Here is a 16,927-nt window from a genome sequence, read left to right as displayed (position 1 = left end):
ATTTTCAAAAAGCAGATTGAGCTGTCAGATAAGGTGATTTTTGTATCTGAGGAAACAAAAGACGATGTTTTCAGCAAGCTTGGAATTTCAAGACCATCGCTGGTTGTTCCCAACTATGCGAGTTTAAGTGTTTCTTCAAGAGTGAAAAATAAAGAGATAGTACTTGTTGGAAAAACTGTAAGAGGTATATCAAAAGAAAAAGAAATCCTGAGCAAGCTTGCGAACAATGGAATAAAGTTCAGAATAATAGGTATGGATTGTGAAGTGTTCAAAGACATTCCGCATGAATACACAAGTTTTCTGCCGTATGAAAAGATGATGGAAGAACTTTCGAAAGCTTCATTCAGCTTGATATCTTTCAGCACTGTGAATGATGAATCATACAAGAACGATATTTTTTCACTGCCACATAAATACTATGATTCGATCGCTGCTGGAACACCGGTGATAGTGAAGAATACATTTGTTTCAATGGTGAAAGAAGTTCAAAAGTACGGCATTGGAGTGGTGATTGAACCAGACGACGTAGATGGCTCTGTGAAAAAGATACTGGAAGCATTTGAGAACTACGAATATTACCGGCACAATATTGAAAAGTACAAAGAAGATTTCGTCTGGGACAGGAAGAAAGAAGATGTCTTTCTGAATTTCGTTCTTGGAAAGTAGAAAATCTATAAATGATATCTGCATTCTATTTCAGCAGCCACAAAAAAGTCAATTACCTGCCACCATGTCAAAAGTTACAGTAATATTGTCAAAAAGGCAAATTTGACCCTCTGACATATTAGTCGCGGGCTGATCGGTGCGGTTCGCGGCGGGATGGCGACAAATCAATCATTCTACCTCGAAGGTTTTCTACTCTGTATCTTTTCTATAACCTCGACGATCTTTTCGGAGGCGTTTCCGTCTCCGTACACGCCGCAGGGTATTTCAAAGGAGCTTTCTTCCATCACGATTTTGTAAAGGTTGTTTTCATCTGCAAGTCTGTTCCATCCAGCTTCAACGAGTTCTCTCCAACCTGTGTCCGGCATTAAAACGACTGCCCTTTTTCCGGCAAAGTACGCTTCTTTTTGAAGTCCGCCGCTGTCTGTTATGACCTTGTGGCAATTTTTAACAAGACCCATTAAATTCAAATAATCTACTGGCTCGGTTATCACGGCATTTTCTAAATATTCCCACAGTTTGAATTCTTCTATTCTTTTTTTCGTTCTTGGATGTACTGGAAACACTATTTTTATCTGTTCAGATATTTTTTTGAGCTGTTGAAGGATTTTTTCCAGCTTTTCTTTGATGTCAACATTGAAATCCCTGTGCAGAGTGACAAGGATATATTCGCCTTCTTTGAGTTTGAGAGTTTTGTATACATCATATCTGAAAATTTCTTCCATCTGAAGATATAGATCGTACATCACATCACCGACAAAGAAAACACCTTCTGTGATGCCCTCTTTTTGTAAATTTTTTACCGCAAGCTGACTAGGGCAAAAGAGAAGTGGCTGGCTGAGCCAACGTTGAGGTTATAATCTGGTTTTCTTATACCAAGCACTTCGAAAAACACGTCTGACATGTTATAATCATAATGCTGTCCTGAATGGACTAGTATTTCTTCTATGTTATCTTCTTTCAATCTTCTGTGGATTATTGCTTCTTTTATGATCTGCGGTCTTGCACCGACTAATGAAAGTACTCTCAATCCAATCAAGCCTCCTTTTTGTCGTTCTCAACAACTATATTAGCAAATCAATCAAAAACTGATGTGTTGAAAAATCAATGCTCTGTGGTCAAAACAAAAGATCAAAGGGTAGAAAACAGCTCGTGAATCTGCTAAGGTGAAGATAAACATTAATGAGTGTGTGAACCATTCTTTGAAAATAAGGGTAGCATAAGCTACCCGATTTTTCAGCAAATTTGTACCTTTTTAATAGATAATAGTTCACTATTTTGTGTTGTGTTCTATAGATCAAGTTTTTTCAAGCAGTTTTCTTGTGTATTCTATGATGATGTTTATTTTTGATGGGTTTTTACCGCCAGCCTGGGCAAAGTCTGGTCTTCCTCCTCCTCCACCTTCCAGAATCTGAGCGGCGTATTTTGCTATATCCGCTGCTTTGATCTTTTTTGCAATGTCCTGGGTGACGCGCACTATCAAATTGACTTTGTCTTTGTTCACAGAGAACAAAAGTGCTACAAGAGATTTTTCACCAGACACGGCTATGTCTGAAAGATTTCGCAATTCATCAGACCCAACGTCATTAAAGACCGTGTGCAGTAACCTGATATCTTTTATCGTTTCGCTGGGGGCCTGCCTGAGTTGAGAGACGAGTAACTTTGATCTGATCTGTTCCAGTTCTTTTTGCAAATTGTGATTTTTCTCAATAAGAATCTCAATTCTTGAGAGAATTTCATCCTGAGAGGTATCGAGTTTTTCACACAGATTTTTTATCAACTGATCTTTTGCTCTCAGATAATGCAGTGCGTTAAATCCAGTTACAGCTTCTATACGTCTTGTGCCGGCAGAGATCGCGGATTCAGAGATTATTTTGAACAGACCTATGTTTCCGGTATTTTTAACGTGGGTTCCACCACACAATTCTTCACTGAAGCCCGGAACTTTTACGACCCTGACCACATCACCGTATTTCTCGTTGAACAGTGCTATTGCACCTTCAGCCACAGCTTCTTTATAGGATTTTTCCTGTATGACAACGGGAATTGCTTGAAAAATCACGTTGTTGACGAGGTCTTCTATCTTCTCAATTTCATCGTATGTGAGCGGTTGATAATGGGTGAAATCAAATCTGAGCCTGTCTGGGGCTACAAGTGAACCTGATTGTTTTACGTGGTCTCCAAGCACCTTTCTCAAAGCCGAGTGTAATAGATGGGTCGCAGTGTGGTTTCTCGCCGTGGCTTGCCTTTTTTCTCTATCCACTTCAAGTTTAACCTTCACACCCTGATCGAGCTCTCCGCTTTCCGGTCTGATCACATGAGCGATGATCCCTTCGACCGGTATATAAACACCCTCCACAACAGCAGAACCGTTTTCCCAGATAACCCTGCCCGTATCGGCTACCTGTCCGCCTCTTTCAGCGTAAAAGCAGGTTTTGTCAAAAACAACTTCTAATCTGCCGTTTTGTTTTTTTGTATAGACGACGGTGGCTTTGCATTCTAAAGTTTCATATCCAACGAAAGTTGTCTTGATAGTCTTTGACAGTTTTTCATAATCTTCTGAAGATCTGGCAAATTCCACTTCGATTCTCGCACTTCTTGCTTTTTCTCTTTGTAGTTCCATGAGCCTTTCAAATTCTTTCAGATCAACTTCAAGACCGTGTTCTTTTGCAACATCGACTACTATATCTGGTGGAAAACCGTATGTATCGTACAGCTTGAAAACATCTTCTCCCTTAATCGTTCTGTGAGATTTTGCGATGATATCACTGAGCATTTCATTACCCTGAACTATGGTTTTGAAAAATCTTTCTTCTTCAGCCTGTGTGACTTCTAAAATCAACTTTTTTCTTTCGACAATCTCTGGATAAACCTTTCCCATTCTCTCTATGACAGCTTCGTTGATCAAATGAAGGAATGGTTTTTTGGCACCGAGTAATACACCGTGCCTGACAGCCCTTCGAAGTATTCTTCTGAGCACATAACCACGTTCTTCGTTGGATGGAAAAACACCGTCGGCTATCAGGAAAGTGACGGCTCTTGAATGATCAGCAATAACCCTGATAGAGATATCTTTTGAGTTGCTTTCCCTGTATTTCACGTTCAGAACTTCTTCTATGCGTTTTATTATGGGTGTGAACAGATCTGTTTCAAAATTTCCACTCACTTTTTGAACCACAGAAGCGATTCTTTCCAAGCCAGCACCGGTGTCTATGTTCTTTTTTGGAAGGGGGTTGAGATTTCCATTTTCATCCTGGTTGAATTCTGTGAAAACCAGATTCCATATCTCTAAAAAACGCCTGTCAGAGTTGGCTGGTGTACATTCCTGGTCCTGCGGACAGTCGTCCATAACTCCCGTGTCGTAGTGGATCTCTGAACACGGTCCACACGGACCTGTTGGACCTGCAGGCCCCCAAAAGTTTGTATCTTTTCCCATGCGCACTATTTTCTTTTCCGGAACTCCAACCAGATCTTTCCATATTTTAAAAGCTTCCTCATCGTCTTTGTATATAGTCACCCACAGCTTTTCCTCGGGAAGTTTGAGTACCTTTGTAACAAACTCCCATGCCCAGGTGATCGCTTCTTTTTTGAAATAATCCCCAAAAGAGAAATTCCCGAGCATCTCGAAAAAGGTCTGATGTCTTGGTGTTCTTCCAACGTTGTCTATATCATTTGTTCTCAGACACTTCTGGCATGTGGCAACTCGTGTGTAAACTGGTTCGACCTTTCCCCAGAAGATGGGTTTGAAAGGCACCATACCGGCAACGGTGAACAAAAGCTGCGGGTCATTGGGTATTAATGAAGCGCTGGGCAAAACTTTGTGTCCCTTGGACTGGAAAAATTTCAGAAATTCCTGTCTGAGTTCATCGCCAGTCATCCTTCAACCTCCTTAAAGAATACCTGCTGAAAGAAGAAAATAAGTCACTGGAGTTACAAACAAAAGCCCGTCTATTCTATCCAGCATACCACCATGTCCCGGGAGAACATTCCCAGAATCTTTCAAGCTAAAATGCCTTTTCAGCGCAGATTCGAACAGATCTCCAAATGTGTCAAAGACAGCTATGATTAGAGAAAAAATAACAAGAGATCTGAAAGACATCACAGATGCTCCAAAAAGCCGTTCGAAAATTATTTTGTAGACAAAACAAAAAACCATGGATGCTGCAAAACCACCAGCAACGCCTTCAAGACTTTTTGAAGGACTTATACGTTTTGCAATCTTTGTTTTTCCATATTTTATGCCAACAAAATAAGCTCCTGTGTCGTACAGCCACACCGCTGTGAGATTTAACAGGGCATTGGCAGCTCCATATTCAAGGTAGATTGGAAAGAAAAAGGAAAGGCAACCAGCGATGTACAAAAGTGATAAAGCAGAGGCAAGTACGGTGTTGAACACAGTGGAAGTTTCTTTGAGCGTTATGATAAAAACAACTGCGTTGATAACAAAAGCGAGACTGAGTAAAAGAATCCCGTTGCTGGCTTTCATTATTCCGTAAATTATCGTAAATCCAACGCTCAGCGCCACACCAAAATACAAAAAGATCCTCTGCTGGTAATTTTTCACAGTCATGTTCAAAAGTTCATACGATGCGAGTAAAACAACCGCGGCAACCAGTCCAATCAGACTTTTGTAGTTTATGAAACACAGAACGACAAAAGGTGCAACTATCAGAGCGGTTATAACTCTTGTTTTAGTTTCTGACATCACAATCCCCCAAATCTTCGATGACGATTTTCAAAATTTCTGACGGCTTTCAAAAGATCTTCCTTTGAAAAATCTGGCCAGAGAACGTCTGTGAAATACAGCTCACTGTAAGCGATCTGCCACAGCAAAAAGTTACTTATTCTCACCTCTCCAGATGTCCTTATGACAAGGTCTGGATCAGGGACATCAGGAAGATAAAGATAACTTCTTAGTACATTTTCATCGAACTGTTTTACACCGTTTTGAACGGCTCTGTTAACGGCATCGATTATCTCACGACGCCCGCCGTAATTCAACGCCAGTATTGCCTGAATTTTTTGGTTGTCTTTCGTTTTATTTTCAAAATCCCTGCAGACATTCACTATCTGCTCGGGTAGCTGCTCAACAAGTCCGCAGAATCTGATTCTCACTCCCTGCTCCATCATTCTGGTAAATTTCTTGTTGAGCATCTCAACAAGCAGAGAGAACAAATAATTCACTTCTTCCTGCGGTCTTTTCCAGTTTTCTGTTGAAAAAGTATAGAGTGTGACATACTTTATACCGAGTTCGGCACACCATTCTATAATCTTTTCAGCCTTCTGGGCACCTTTTCTATGCCCCTGGACTCTGGGAAGGCCTCTTTTCTGAGCCCACCTTCCATTACCATCCATTATGACCGCAAGGTGTGTCAGGTTCAAACTTCCATTATCTCCTTTTCTTTCTTTTCAAAGAGTTTATCCATCTCCTGTATCTTTTTGTCTGTCAGATCCTGAATCTCTTTTTCAAGTCTCTTTTCATCGTCTTCGGAAATCTTACCATCTTTTTGCATATCTTTGAGATCTTTGAGAACATCCCTTCTGACATTTCTTATTGCTACCTTACCCTGTTCAATGATTTCCTTTGCTTTTTTAACCCACTTCTGTTTTTGCTCGGTGGTCGGAGTTGGGAAAATAAGTCTAATGATATTACCATCGTTCTGTGGAGTCAAGCCTATATCAGAAGTGAAGATTGCCTTTTCAATGGCAGGAAGAACTGATTTGTCCCATGGTTTTATTATCAAAGATCTGTCTTCGGAAATACTCACAGTTGCAAGTTGATTGATCGGTGTTGGGGCACCGTAGTAGTCAACTTTTATTTCCTCAAGAATGGCAGGCGAAGGTCTACCCGTTCTCATCCTTCTGAGTTCTTCACTTATTTTCTCAATAGCCTTGTTCATTCTATCTTCTGCATTTTTCACAAGAGGATGCTTCATCTGGCTCCCTCCCCAGCGAGTTTTTTCATACGTTGTTGATTATATCATGTTTAGTACAGGCGGTATAAGACATGAAAATCTTCTCAAAATTAACCAGCTCCTTTTCTATGCTCTCTATCTCAATCTGGTTCAGCTTGAAATCTTCAATGATTTTGTACAGTTCCTTTGCCGAGGAAAGATTCAGATGAATTTCGATAACATTGCCATCTTTGCTCCATTCTGATAAACCCATTTTTGTGAGCTTTTCCTCGCTCGCTCCATTTGAAAGAATTCTTATCTTATAACCGCGCGCCGTGAAGAGGTCCATCAATTTTCTTTTTTCCTCACAGACGACGATCTTGCCGTTGTTCATTATCGCAACTCTATCGGCTACTGCTTCAACCAGATTCATGTCGTGTGTTGAAAGAAGGATGGTCTTACCCTGATTCTTTAAATCTTTCAAGATCGTGCGAAATTCCACGGCTGAGTTCACATCCAAACCCAGCGTCGGTTCATCCAAAAGAAGTATGTCTGTACCTGCTGCAAGACAGACTGCTATTGCCGCTTTTTGCTGCATACCTCGCGATAATTTGTGCACGATCTCATCTTTCTTTTCACGCAAACCGAGTCTTTCGAGTATTTCGATCGCCTCACTTTTTCTCAATTTCTTTCCTCTGATGCCGGAAAAGTACATCATGTTCTCAACCGGTGTCATTCTCCAGTAGAGATTTCTGTTTCCTTCAAGTACGACGCTGATGTTTTCAAGAGCTTTAGAGCGGTTTTTGAAAACACTGATACCTTTGATCTTTATTTCACCTGAATCGGGGATTATCAATCCACAGATCGATTTTATAATGGTCGTTTTTCCAGCACCGTTTGGACCAAGAAGGGAAAAGATTTCACCAGCTTTGAGCTCGAAAGATACATCATCCACGGCTTTGAATTTTTCTTTTGAACCTCTTTTTGGATAGGTTTTAACCAGGTTTTTGACCGTAATCATCCTATCACCTCAATACTGGCCAAGTGTACCGGCTATCATTGCCCGTTTTTCAAAACCGCGAAAGACCAGTACACCTGCCATCAGATAAATGAAGGCCACCAGCCACAAAACCACATGATCAGAAAGTTGAAACTGGTAAAACCTTATACCCTCTACTGCGAGTTTTTTCATCAAATAGGCTGCCTGTGACATGGGAAGGAACCTGTACCAGAGTTTGGAAAGATCGAACATGGTGAAAGCAAGAGAGCCAAAGGTGACTATTTGAATGAAAGAAGAGATCCTTTTAAAAACAAGCGCAATGCCACCGAGCATCATTCCGATACCAAGAGCACAAACTGTACCGGTGATGAGAAGGTACAGAAGGGTTAAAAAGTCAAAATTCAATCTCCTGCCGGTTGTGTACGCAACAAGGTACATCAAAGGCACGGCAAACAAAACATTGAAAACAAAATCACTTATCATTCGAAAGAGCATCTGGTATTCAAAAGAAATCGGAGAGACAAAGACCTGTTCCAAGGTACCTCTTTGAGCCTCATCGATGATACCCCACGCAACACCCTGAAAAGAAAAGATGAACATCAACCACATGAAATAGCCAACTGTGATCCCTTCGATGGTATTACCGAAATCCACGGTGGAACCACCAATCGCTTTCGCTCCAAAAAAGATCAGGTAAAAAAAGATCAGCACAGTTGCCAGTCCGGAGATGGTGTTGAAGTAGTACCTTTTAAATTCTATCCACGATTTTTTAAAATTTGCAATAAAAGCATTAAACATATTGACACCTCCCACATGTTTTGAAAATATTTTAGAGCTAACTTTAGAAATTGTCAAGTATAAATTACAAAAATTGAGGAAGGTGTCAAAACACGTTACACCGGTCTGGGATCTACGAAAATCGTTTCGTAGTTTGTGTACAGTACAAAGCCGGGAGGGGAACCTTTTGGTTTGTGAACGTTTTTGATAAGTGTGTAATCAACAGGCACTTTTGAGGAGAAACGGGCTTTAGAATGATAAGCAGCCAGGGCTGCGGCATACTTGAGAACATCTTCTGAAACAGGCTTACCCTGGGTTTTTATCACAACATGCGCTCCTGGTATCTGGTGTGCGTGCAACCACAGGTCTTTATCATTTGCCTGCCTTACGAGTCTTTCGTTCTGCCTGTTGTTTTTCCCGATCATTATAACAAAACCCTGATATTCCACCTTTTTGAAATCACTTTCTTTTGGAATCTGCTGTTTTTGCTTTCTTATCATGCCCTGCTGAGCCATTTCCTGTCTGATCTCATCGAGTGTCTCAAGATCATCCGCAGATTCTATTGTGTGCAACAGTTGCTCAAGGTACATTAAAAACTCTCTTGACCGCTCAATTCTTGTTTGCAAAACCCGACCTTTTTCTTTCAATTTTTTGTAAAGATCAAAATAGTGCTGGGAACTCTGCCTGATATTTTTTCCACTTATCAGGGGCACGGAAAAAACCTTTCCTGTACTGTAGTCGAATACGTTTACCACATCGCCTGTCTGGTTCTGATCTGGTGCGTATTTGAGCAGCTCACCGTACTGTAAAAACATATCTGCCTTTTCACACTCTTTCAGTTCGCTTTCTATCGCATCAAGTGTTTTATTCTCTTTTCTCATATATTCTTGAACGATCTTTGCAAGTTCTGTCTTGGTTTGTTTCAAAATCTGGCGCTCAAACAGCTTACTGTAAGCATACTCAACGGCTTTTGAAGCTGATTCAAAAACAACAGCGCTCTGCGAAAAATGCATCAGAGGTATTGCACTCAGTTTATCATCATAAACATAGGTGCGGTTCTTTTGAAAATCGTTGATGATTGAAAAGAAAGCGTGTTTGAGTGAATTTCTTTCAGAAGAGTTCAGATCGCAAACAACTTTATCGTCCAGTTTTGCTCTGAAAAGCAGTTCATTTACCAACAATTTTGAGAAGCCTGCAATTGTTTTTGACACAAATTGGGATATAAGTTGTTTTTCATTGCACGAGTTGAAAAACTCATAAGAGATCTCAAATGGGTCGAGTTTTTGAGCTAAAAGTTCATAAATATGACCTTTTTCAATGGTACGCAAGGCAGTTGAAGAGTATTTAAATGCATCAACCACAGTCTGGTTCTCAACCAGGATCATATTACAGTGTGTGCCGAGAAACTCAACGTACAGTCTGTACAGATGCCTGTCACCGGTTTCATCGATTTTGTCAAATTCAAAAAATACTATTCTGTCAAATCCAACCTGCTCAATTCTTTTGAGCCTGGCATTTCTCAATCTTGCGCGCATCAGCATGACAAAAGTGGATGGATGATGATCTGAAAAGTCCTCTTTTTCGGCTGTGCAGATGTGTGCAAGAGCCGGGTCCAGGCATATTCTCACGACGTGGTTTTGAAAATACAGATAAACCGTCGATCTGCCAAACTGGTATATCTGTCTCAAACTGCTGTCTTTCAGAATCTGTAATTCCTGAACGATCCTTTTTAGAACAAAGCTATCTACCAGCATCACACCAGCCCAATTAGAGATTTCACATGTGCTATTTCCTTGGCGTAAAGATCATCCTGATCCGGGGTCTCTAAAACCCACGGTATGTTCTGTATCTGAGAAAAACTCAGAAAATTGCTAAAGCCCTCGTCTTTGATGAAACCTTTACCGATATTTTCATGCCTGTCAAGTGGTTTACCAAGGGGTGATTTTGAATCATTCAGGTGAATCATTTTTATTCTGAAAATTCCAAAAAGGTCTTCAACTTCATCGAGCAGTTTCTGCACTCCTTCTTTGGTGGTTATATCATAACCGGCATCAAAACCGTGGCATGTGTCATAAGTGACACCTATTCGTTCTGGCTGGGAAACCAGTTCTATTATCTTTGCAAGTTGCTGCATCTTATAACCTATGTTTCCTCCCTTGGGTGAGACATTTTCAAGTAAAAGCGTGACATCTGAAACTGCCTTGAGAAATTCATCGATTGCCCTCACGATTCTGTCTATTCCTTCTTTTTCACCTGCGCCGAGGTGGCTACCCGGATGAATATTCAAATAAGGTATGCCAAGCAACTGGCATATTTTCCCTTCGACGATCAAAAGCTCCACCGATTTTTTCCAGACATCATCCTTGGGGCTTGCGGGATTGATCAGATACCCGCAGTGACAGAAAGCCGCTTCAAGCGGAATCTGATATTTTTTCATCTGAATCTGGAATTCTTCAGCAACTTTTTTCGATGGTAGTGACGCCTTCCATGTCCTTGGACTGTGAGGAAAGATCTGAAAAGTGTTTCCACCAGAATCAACAGTCATCTGTGGGACTTTTTCAAAACCGTATGAAATTGGCATATGCGCACCTATTCTTATCATCTATATCACCAGAAAGATGATAACATATCAGGGGGGAACTGTGATTGCTGTACATTGGTACCAGCGGTTATTACTTTTCTGACTGGATCGGCACTGTATATCCGCAGGGTTTGTCAAAAAGCCAGCTTTTAAAATACTACGCGTCTGTCTGGCAGTTCAATGCGGTCGAGCTGAATTTCACGTATTATACTGTTCCAAATTACAGAACAATAGTGTCGATGCTCAGAAAAACACCGCAGACATTTGTTTTCTGTGTGAAGATACCCGGTTCTGTAACCCATGAAGGATGGAAGAACAACACCATTTTTGAAGAAGATATACAAAAAACACTTTCTGCATTAGAACCGATGATTTCAGAAGGCAGACTCAAAATGCTGCTTGCGCAATTTCCATATACCTTTCAATACTCAAAAGAGAAATTGCAGTACATACAGGAACTGAGAAACAGGATCGATCAGCCAGTGGCAATTGAGTTCAGACACCGCTCCTGGGACAGAGAAGAGGTTTATGACTTTTTGAAAGTTCACGACCTGTCGCTTGTAATAACAGATGAACCTCAGATAAAAGAGCTCTTTCCATACAAACCTATTATGACATCGCAGATTTCCTATTTCAGATTGCACGGTAGAAGTGAAAAATGGTTTTCCTCTGGAGCCGAAAGGTATAACTACGAATATTCCCATGAACAGCTCAAGCAATTTGCAATAGATATCGCTCAATTGATGCAAAAATCAAAGGATTTATTCGTTTTTTTCAACAATTGTTACCAGGGTAAAGCCGTGCAAAATGCCCTGACTCTGCGATCTATCCTTGAAAGCACTTTTTTGAGAACCTGATTTTGCAGATAAAAACATCATCGGCGTGTGTAAAAATACAATACACTCGATTTTTGTTTGAGCTTATTTTTCACATGAATACAAAGAAAGAAAGAAAAATATCAATTTGACATAACTAACTTTGATCTGTATAATTTTTGCAGATTATTTTTCAAAGGAGGTAATCGGATGGACAGAAATGCAGTTTCACAAAAAGTTATCAAAATCGTATCTGAAAAACTTGGAATCGACGAAAAGCAGGTAACCGAATCAAGTAAACTCGTCGATGATCTGAACGCTGATTCGCTGGATCTTGTGGATCTTGTCATGGCTGTGGAAGAAGAGTTTGGTGTAAAGATCGACGATTCCAACCTTGAAAAAATTTCAACGGTAAAGGATGTTGTCGATTACATCATTTCAAATTCATAACCTCGGGGCTTGACGCCCCTTGAGGTTACAAACTTAGTATGTAAAGCTCTCCAGAATCAGAACAGAGAATGCAGACTTCATCCTGCGATATCTGTACCATGTCTATGGCATAGGTTCCTATTTCAATTGTTTGAACAGAACCATCGCTCAAATCATAAACATACACCTGACCGGGCAAATGGTTCAAAAAGATCAGTTTATTTTGAATCTTGAAAACTCTGTGGGCAACATTGGGTAGGGATATTTTTTTCAGAATCTTTCCATCGTAAGATACCATTGTTGCAACAGGATCAATCAGGCTAACAACCACGATGTACTCGTCTGTCAAAAGCATGCTTCTTGCAAAATCTGAAAGATTGACACGCCAGAGCTCTTTGTCATCTTTCAGACACACCACAACCCCATCGGTGTATCCAAGGATGTATGCATAACTGCCTTTTTCAAAATAACACACGGGGTTTCTCAGATTGTCGATTTTAACAGTTTTACTTTTCTTGTCCGGCGTGGTTATCTGGTAGGTTCTTTCGCTGTCAAAATAGTAAAGATAAACGATTTTGCCGTCAAAGACTTCAAAATAAAGCGAAGCCGAATTGAAGGTGTACCTTTCTTCTACTTGTAAAGAAGTACTGTTTATTTCATAAATAGAACTGTCACCAGAGCAGGCAACGTAGATCCTGTTTTTGCTGGATTTAATGGTTGTTGGATACCTGCCAACATCTATCTTTTTTAAAAGCCTGCCAAAGAGCGTGTAAACCATCACCGAGGATTTGTAATAATCTGTGACAAAGATCATACCATCTTTGTGGATCGCATTCACAGGGTAAGATAATCCCATATTTATTTCTGCAATAAACTTACCCTGATTGGTGAGGACCAGAACCGATGCAGGCTGAGATCTCACAAGACATATAATTCCATCGCTGAAGGAGATTCTCGAGTACCCTGAACCCACGTAAATACTTTGGGTTTCAAAGGCATAAACAAAACAAAAGATCTGTAAAAGTATCATCGAACTTGTGATCAGTTTTTTCACATCAACTGTGCCCCCAGAAGAGTAAACAGTGCAAGCACAAGATTGGTCAGAGAAAAGATCTGTACGATTCTTTCCTCTTTCCATCCAAGTAGCTCAAAATGATGGTGAATGGGAGACATTTTGAAAATTCTCTTTTTGAACAGTTTAAAACTGCTCACCTGTAACATAACACTCAAAGCTTCAAAAACAATAACAGGTGCAAAACACACCAGGAAAAGTTCGGTTGAAGTCTCCACAGCTACAGTACCAAGTAAACCACCAAGCGCAAGAGAACCCGTATCGCCCATAAAAACCTTTGCGGGTTTTATGTTGTAGAAAAGAAAAGCCATAACCGCAAAAGAGATGTACAGTATCGAATTCGATTTTCCATTCAAAAAGAGCCAGTATGGCAACGCGGCTGTGAGAAAAACACTGCCAAGAAGACCATCCAAGCCATCTGTCAGGTTTGCAGCATTGCTGAAGCCGACCATGACAATCACAGCAAAAACAGGATAAAGATAACCCAGATCTATTGATTTATGCGAAAACGGTATCAGAACACTTGTTTGATGAGGACCCATGAGAATATAAAGTAAAATCGAGCAGATCAGTTGAAGTGAAAATTTCTGCCATGCGCGTATCCCAAGTGATTTCCTCCATTTTATACCCGCATAATCGTCCAGAAAGCCGATCAAGCCAAAAAGGATGATGCTGAGCATTTGTACTATTTCATTTGACATAAATGCCAAAATGGCAGTCACCGAGACAAAAAGGATGCCACCCATTGTTGGTGTACCGGCTTTATAACCATGAAGATCCGGTCCATCCTCACGAATGAACTTACCAATTCTTTTTACTCTGAGAAATTTGATGAACAGAGGATAGAGTAAAAGACAGATCAGAAAGCTCAAAGATGTATAAATCAAAGTCATCCGTCTCCCTCCAGGTACTTTGCAAGGACATTTTCCATTTGAACTGCTCTTGAGGCTTTAAACAAAACGGCATCCTGTGGCTTGAGGATTTTTCTCAAAAGAGAAACGATTTTATCGATATCATCTGTTCTGAGTATCTCCTTTGAACACTTCATGGCGTCGATTTCGTGGTCAGAATTGTAGACAATCACACCGTCGATGGATTCCAGCATCTCACCAAGTGTCTGGTGGGTTTGGACTGAATATACACCCTGTTCTTTGATAGAGCCAACCACTGCAAATGACCGCTTACCCAGTTTTTTGAGTGCCTGGACCGCTACATTGAAAGACTCAAGGCTTGCATTGTAGCAATCATCGATCACAAAAACATCGTTGTGTTTGAAAACTCTGAATCTGGAATGTACAGCAGAGAAATTCTCTATTAAATCTTTTTTGTATCTGACCTTGATCAGATCGAGGACTGCCAGAACTGCCGCGATGTTGGTCAACTGTCCTGTGTTCCAGATGGATTTAAAGTGGAATCGTACAGTCTCACCCTTTATTTTGTAGGTTGCAATTGTGGAAAGATCATCGTACGAATAATCCACAAACTGGTAATCTCCCTGCCGATATCCGAAAGTGACAAAAGACCTTTGAGAAATTCTTTGAACAATTCTTTCATCGTTGATGACAACAGCAGTACCATCTGGTTTCATATTCTCGATTATCTGGAGCTTACCTTCTAATATCGCCTGTTCACTTCCTGCGACACCGCGATGAGCCGTTCCAACATTAAGTAATACAGAAATATCTGGCTGGGCTATCTGGCACAATCTTGCAATATCACCGTATCTGTTCATTGCCATCTCAAGAACCAGATATCTCTCTCCTTTATAATGATTGATGATAGACAAAGGTAAGCCAATTTCCGTGTTGAAATTGCCCGGATTTGAGAAACAGCATTCAATCGATTGAGAAATCAGTTCTTTTGTTGTTGTCTTGCCGTTTGAACCGGTTATGCCTATTACAAAGGGGTTGTACCTTTGAACCTTTTCACGTGCTGTGTTTATTAGAAAATCCACGGTGCTGTCAACCTTTATCAGCTTTTCCTGAGGTGCATCAACTGCTTTCTCGACAACGGCATACCTTGCACCGCTGGACAATGCGTCCTTAACGTAAAGATGACCATCGGTTTTTTCACCTTTTATTGCGACGAAAATACAGCCCGGTGTGACTTTTCGAGAGTCTATGACAAAACTGTACTGGTCATACATGTCTTTTATCCTCGCTGTATTCTTTCATGATTATCTTTTTGATCTCCTCGGCATCTTTGAACGGTATCTTTTTTTCATCGCTGAATATCTGGTATTCTTCGTGCCCTCTGCCGGCTACTATAACCATGTCTCCTCTATTTGCCAGCGTTAGTGCCGTTTCTATAGCCTCGCGTCTGTCAGGTATGACCAGATAAGGTGATCCTGCGGGCACGCCTTTTTCTACCTCTGAGAGTATCTCCTGTGCATCCTCTCCTCTTGGATCATCGGTTGTTATTATGCTCACATCGGAATATCTGCAAACAACTTCAGCCATCATCGGTCTTTTACCTTTATCTGCCTGACCGCCAGCTCCAAATACCGTTATTATCCTGCCAGATGCCAGTTTTCTGGCAGTTATAAGGGTTTTTTCGAGCGCATCCGGACTGTGTGCAAAATCAACCACGACGTCAATTCCAAGCAAGGCACCCTCTTTGATGAACTGGAATCTTCCATCTACGCCCTCAAAAGTTTTCACCGCTTCTATCACTGATTTTGCATCGTATCCAAGTTCAACAAGACCAGCTATGACAAGTGCAGCGTTATAGGCATTGTGCAATCCGGGAATATTTATCTGGCATTCAAAGGTCCCATGTTTAGATTCAAGCGAAAACTTCGTCCCGTATCTTTGAACATCTATATCAGATATTCGATAATCGCTTTTTGGTGATATTCCGTACACAACTTTTTTCACTTTTTTATTCAAAAGATGCTCATATTCATCGCTTATCAATGCTATACCTGAATCTTTCAAAAGATCAAAAATGTGAAGTTTGGTTCTGGTGTAATCCTCGAAGGTTTGATGAAAATCAAGGTGATCACGTGTGATATTCGTAAGGGCTGCTATGTCAAATCTTATTCCTTCTACTCTTTTCATGGCAAGTGAATGCGATGATACTTCCATTGCAAAATGTGTGCCATCTCTGTCGACTGTGGTTCTCATTGCCTTGAGAATCTCTATGGCACCGGGTGTGGTATTGTCGTGATGAAAACGGCTCTCACCGAGTATGTCGTAATAGACCGTGCCGAGCATGCTGCCGCGACTGCCGAGCGAATTTAAGACGTGATGAAACAAATGTACCGACGTCGTCTTGCCGTTTGTACCTGTCACACCAATGGTGATCAGATTGTTGAAAGGATATCCATAAAAATGTGAAGCCAGTAAAGCCTCGGCAAGTCTGCTATCACTCACGACAGCATGTGGAAAATCAATCTGGATGGGACGTTCAACTACCAGAAAAGAAACACCTTTTTTAATTATCTCTGGTACGATGTCGTGTGAATCAAACCTGCTGCCTTTGTGACAGATGAAAAGATGACCCTTGGCTGCCTGTGTTGATCTGTTTGTCAGTTCAGTTATCTGTAAATCACTCTTTCCATTTAAAGATAAACTCACACAGATGTCATTGACCGCTTTTAAAAGCTCTCGAACGAACATCGTACCACCTCTTTGTCACAGCTATTCTAACACCCCTCATAAATCTTGACAAGGTTTACACTCTGTGATATGCTAA

General features: G+C 40.8%; 15 protein-coding genes and 1 pseudogene. 3 read left to right on the top strand and 13 right to left on the bottom strand.

The window, feature by feature from the left end; all coding sequences use genetic code 11:
* The first annotated feature begins 33 nt into the window (after positions 1-33).
* Positions 34-666 (top strand): glycosyltransferase, encoded by a 633-nt coding sequence (locus tag AC4E92_RS04700; RefSeq protein WP_490239439.1) that lies wholly within the window; start codon positions 34-36, stop codon positions 664-666.
* Positions 667-839: 173 nt separating this feature from the next.
* Here AC4E92_RS04700 and AC4E92_RS04695 read toward each other — a convergent pair.
* The 9 genes and pseudogenes from AC4E92_RS04695 to AC4E92_RS04655 form a co-directional block, all read right to left on the bottom strand.
* Positions 840-1,693: pseudogene (locus AC4E92_RS04695) on the bottom strand (UDP-N-acetyl glucosamine 2-epimerase).
* A 267-nt stretch (positions 1,694-1,960) separates the two neighbouring features.
* On the bottom strand, positions 1,961-4,540 hold the full coding sequence (gene alaS / locus AC4E92_RS04690; RefSeq protein ID WP_490239438.1) for an alanine--tRNA ligase: 2,580 nt from the start codon (positions 4,538-4,540) through the stop codon (positions 1,961-1,963).
* Between the two features lie 12 nt (positions 4,541-4,552).
* Positions 4,553-5,368: a phosphatidate cytidylyltransferase gene (locus tag AC4E92_RS04685; protein ID WP_490239437.1), complete on the bottom strand. Its 816-nt coding sequence runs from the start codon at positions 5,366-5,368 to the stop codon at positions 4,553-4,555.
* Positions 5,368-6,018: a polyprenyl diphosphate synthase gene (uppS, locus tag AC4E92_RS04680; protein ID WP_490239531.1), complete on the bottom strand. Its 651-nt coding sequence runs from the start codon at positions 6,016-6,018 to the stop codon at positions 5,368-5,370. Before uppS ends, AC4E92_RS04685 begins: the two co-directional genes overlap by 1 nt.
* A gap of 23 nt (positions 6,019-6,041) precedes the next feature.
* The gene (gene frr / locus AC4E92_RS04675; RefSeq protein ID WP_490239436.1) at positions 6,042-6,599 is read right to left on the bottom strand and encodes a ribosome recycling factor; all 558 of its coding nucleotides are present in this window, start codon (positions 6,597-6,599) and stop codon (positions 6,042-6,044) included.
* Between the two features lie 25 nt (positions 6,600-6,624).
* Positions 6,625-7,578, bottom strand: coding sequence for an ABC transporter ATP-binding protein (locus AC4E92_RS04670; RefSeq protein WP_490239435.1), 954 nt, complete (start codon positions 7,576-7,578; stop codon positions 6,625-6,627).
* A 9-nt stretch (positions 7,579-7,587) separates the two neighbouring features.
* On the bottom strand, positions 7,588-8,355 hold the full coding sequence (locus AC4E92_RS04665) for an ABC transporter permease (RefSeq protein WP_490239434.1): 768 nt from the start codon (positions 8,353-8,355) through the stop codon (positions 7,588-7,590).
* A gap of 95 nt (positions 8,356-8,450) precedes the next feature.
* Positions 8,451-10,088: an Rqc2 family fibronectin-binding protein gene (locus AC4E92_RS04660; protein ID WP_490239433.1), complete on the bottom strand. Its 1,638-nt coding sequence runs from the start codon at positions 10,086-10,088 to the stop codon at positions 8,451-8,453.
* Entirely contained in the window at positions 10,088-10,936 is an 849-nt protein-coding gene (locus AC4E92_RS04655) for a deoxyribonuclease IV (protein ID WP_490239432.1), read from the bottom strand. Before AC4E92_RS04655 ends, AC4E92_RS04660 begins: the two co-directional genes overlap by 1 nt.
* 44 nt (positions 10,937-10,980) lie before the next feature.
* Here AC4E92_RS04655 and AC4E92_RS04650 point away from each other — a divergent pair, with 44 nt between their 5' ends.
* Both AC4E92_RS04650 and acpP read left to right on the top strand, forming a co-directional pair.
* Positions 10,981-11,772 (top strand): DUF72 domain-containing protein, encoded by a 792-nt coding sequence (locus AC4E92_RS04650; protein WP_490239431.1) that lies wholly within the window; start codon positions 10,981-10,983, stop codon positions 11,770-11,772.
* A gap of 168 nt (positions 11,773-11,940) precedes the next feature.
* The gene (acpP, locus tag AC4E92_RS04645; RefSeq protein ID WP_490239430.1) at positions 11,941-12,180 is read left to right on the top strand and encodes an acyl carrier protein; all 240 of its coding nucleotides are present in this window, start codon (positions 11,941-11,943) and stop codon (positions 12,178-12,180) included.
* Between the two features lie 25 nt (positions 12,181-12,205).
* Here the strand turns inward: acpP and AC4E92_RS04640 are convergent, their stop codons facing one another.
* The 4 genes from AC4E92_RS04640 to AC4E92_RS04625 are packed head-to-tail and all read right to left on the bottom strand — an operon-like array spanning position 12,206 to position 16,851.
* Positions 12,206-13,213 (bottom strand): YncE family protein, encoded by a 1,008-nt coding sequence (locus tag AC4E92_RS04640; protein WP_490239429.1) that lies wholly within the window; start codon positions 13,211-13,213, stop codon positions 12,206-12,208.
* A complete protein-coding gene (gene mraY / locus AC4E92_RS04635; protein ID WP_490239428.1) occupies positions 13,210-14,124 on the bottom strand; it encodes a phospho-N-acetylmuramoyl-pentapeptide-transferase in 915 nt (304 codons plus the stop codon). Before mraY ends, AC4E92_RS04640 begins: the two co-directional genes overlap by 4 nt.
* Positions 14,121-15,377, bottom strand: a complete 1,257-nt coding sequence (locus AC4E92_RS04630) for a UDP-N-acetylmuramoyl-tripeptide--D-alanyl-D-alanine ligase (protein WP_490239427.1) — start codon at positions 15,375-15,377, stop codon at positions 14,121-14,123. Before AC4E92_RS04630 ends, mraY begins: the two co-directional genes overlap by 4 nt.
* Positions 15,370-16,851: a UDP-N-acetylmuramoyl-L-alanyl-D-glutamate--2,6-diaminopimelate ligase gene (locus AC4E92_RS04625; protein WP_490239426.1), complete on the bottom strand. Its 1,482-nt coding sequence runs from the start codon at positions 16,849-16,851 to the stop codon at positions 15,370-15,372. Before AC4E92_RS04625 ends, AC4E92_RS04630 begins: the two co-directional genes overlap by 8 nt.
* Positions 16,852-16,927: the final 76 nt, after the last annotated feature.

The sequence above is a fragment of the Pseudothermotoga sp. genome (assembly GCF_031962025.1).
Lineage (GTDB): Bacteria > Thermotogota > Thermotogae > Thermotogales > DSM-5069 > Pseudothermotoga_B.
This window is presented reverse-complemented; position numbering and strand designations above follow the sequence as displayed.

What these genes read in the sequence shown, in the direction of transcription:
- alaS (WP_490239438.1), bottom strand. Translation starts at nt 4,540, where the DNA reads ATGACTGGCGATGAACTCAGACAGGAATTTCTGAAATTTTTCCAGTCC.
- AC4E92_RS04685 (WP_490239437.1), bottom strand. Translation starts at nt 5,368, where the DNA reads ATGTCAGAAACTAAAACAAGAGTTATAACCGCTCTGATAGTTGCACCT.
- uppS (WP_490239531.1), bottom strand. Translation starts at nt 6,018, where the DNA reads ATGGATGGTAATGGAAGGTGGGCTCAGAAAAGAGGCCTTCCCAGAGTC.
- frr (WP_490239436.1), bottom strand. Translation starts at nt 6,599, where the DNA reads ATGAAGCATCCTCTTGTGAAAAATGCAGAAGATAGAATGAACAAGGCT.
- AC4E92_RS04670 (WP_490239435.1), bottom strand. Translation starts at nt 7,578, where the DNA reads ATGATTACGGTCAAAAACCTGGTTAAAACCTATCCAAAAAGAGGTTCA.
- AC4E92_RS04665 (WP_490239434.1), bottom strand. Translation starts at nt 8,355, where the DNA reads ATGTTTAATGCTTTTATTGCAAATTTTAAAAAATCGTGGATAGAATTT.
- AC4E92_RS04660 (WP_490239433.1), bottom strand. Translation starts at nt 10,088, where the DNA reads ATGCTGGTAGATAGCTTTGTTCTAAAAAGGATCGTTCAGGAATTACAG.
- AC4E92_RS04655 (WP_490239432.1), bottom strand. Translation starts at nt 10,936, where the DNA reads ATGATAAGAATAGGTGCGCATATGCCAATTTCATACGGTTTTGAAAAA.
- acpP (WP_490239430.1), top strand. Translation starts at nt 11,941, where the DNA reads ATGGACAGAAATGCAGTTTCACAAAAAGTTATCAAAATCGTATCTGAA.
- mraY (WP_490239428.1), bottom strand. Translation starts at nt 14,124, where the DNA reads ATGACTTTGATTTATACATCTTTGAGCTTTCTGATCTGTCTTTTACTC.
- AC4E92_RS04630 (WP_490239427.1), bottom strand. Translation starts at nt 15,377, where the DNA reads ATGTATGACCAGTACAGTTTTGTCATAGACTCTCGAAAAGTCACACCG.
- AC4E92_RS04625 (WP_490239426.1), bottom strand. Translation starts at nt 16,851, where the DNA reads ATGTTCGTTCGAGAGCTTTTAAAAGCGGTCAATGACATCTGTGTGAGT.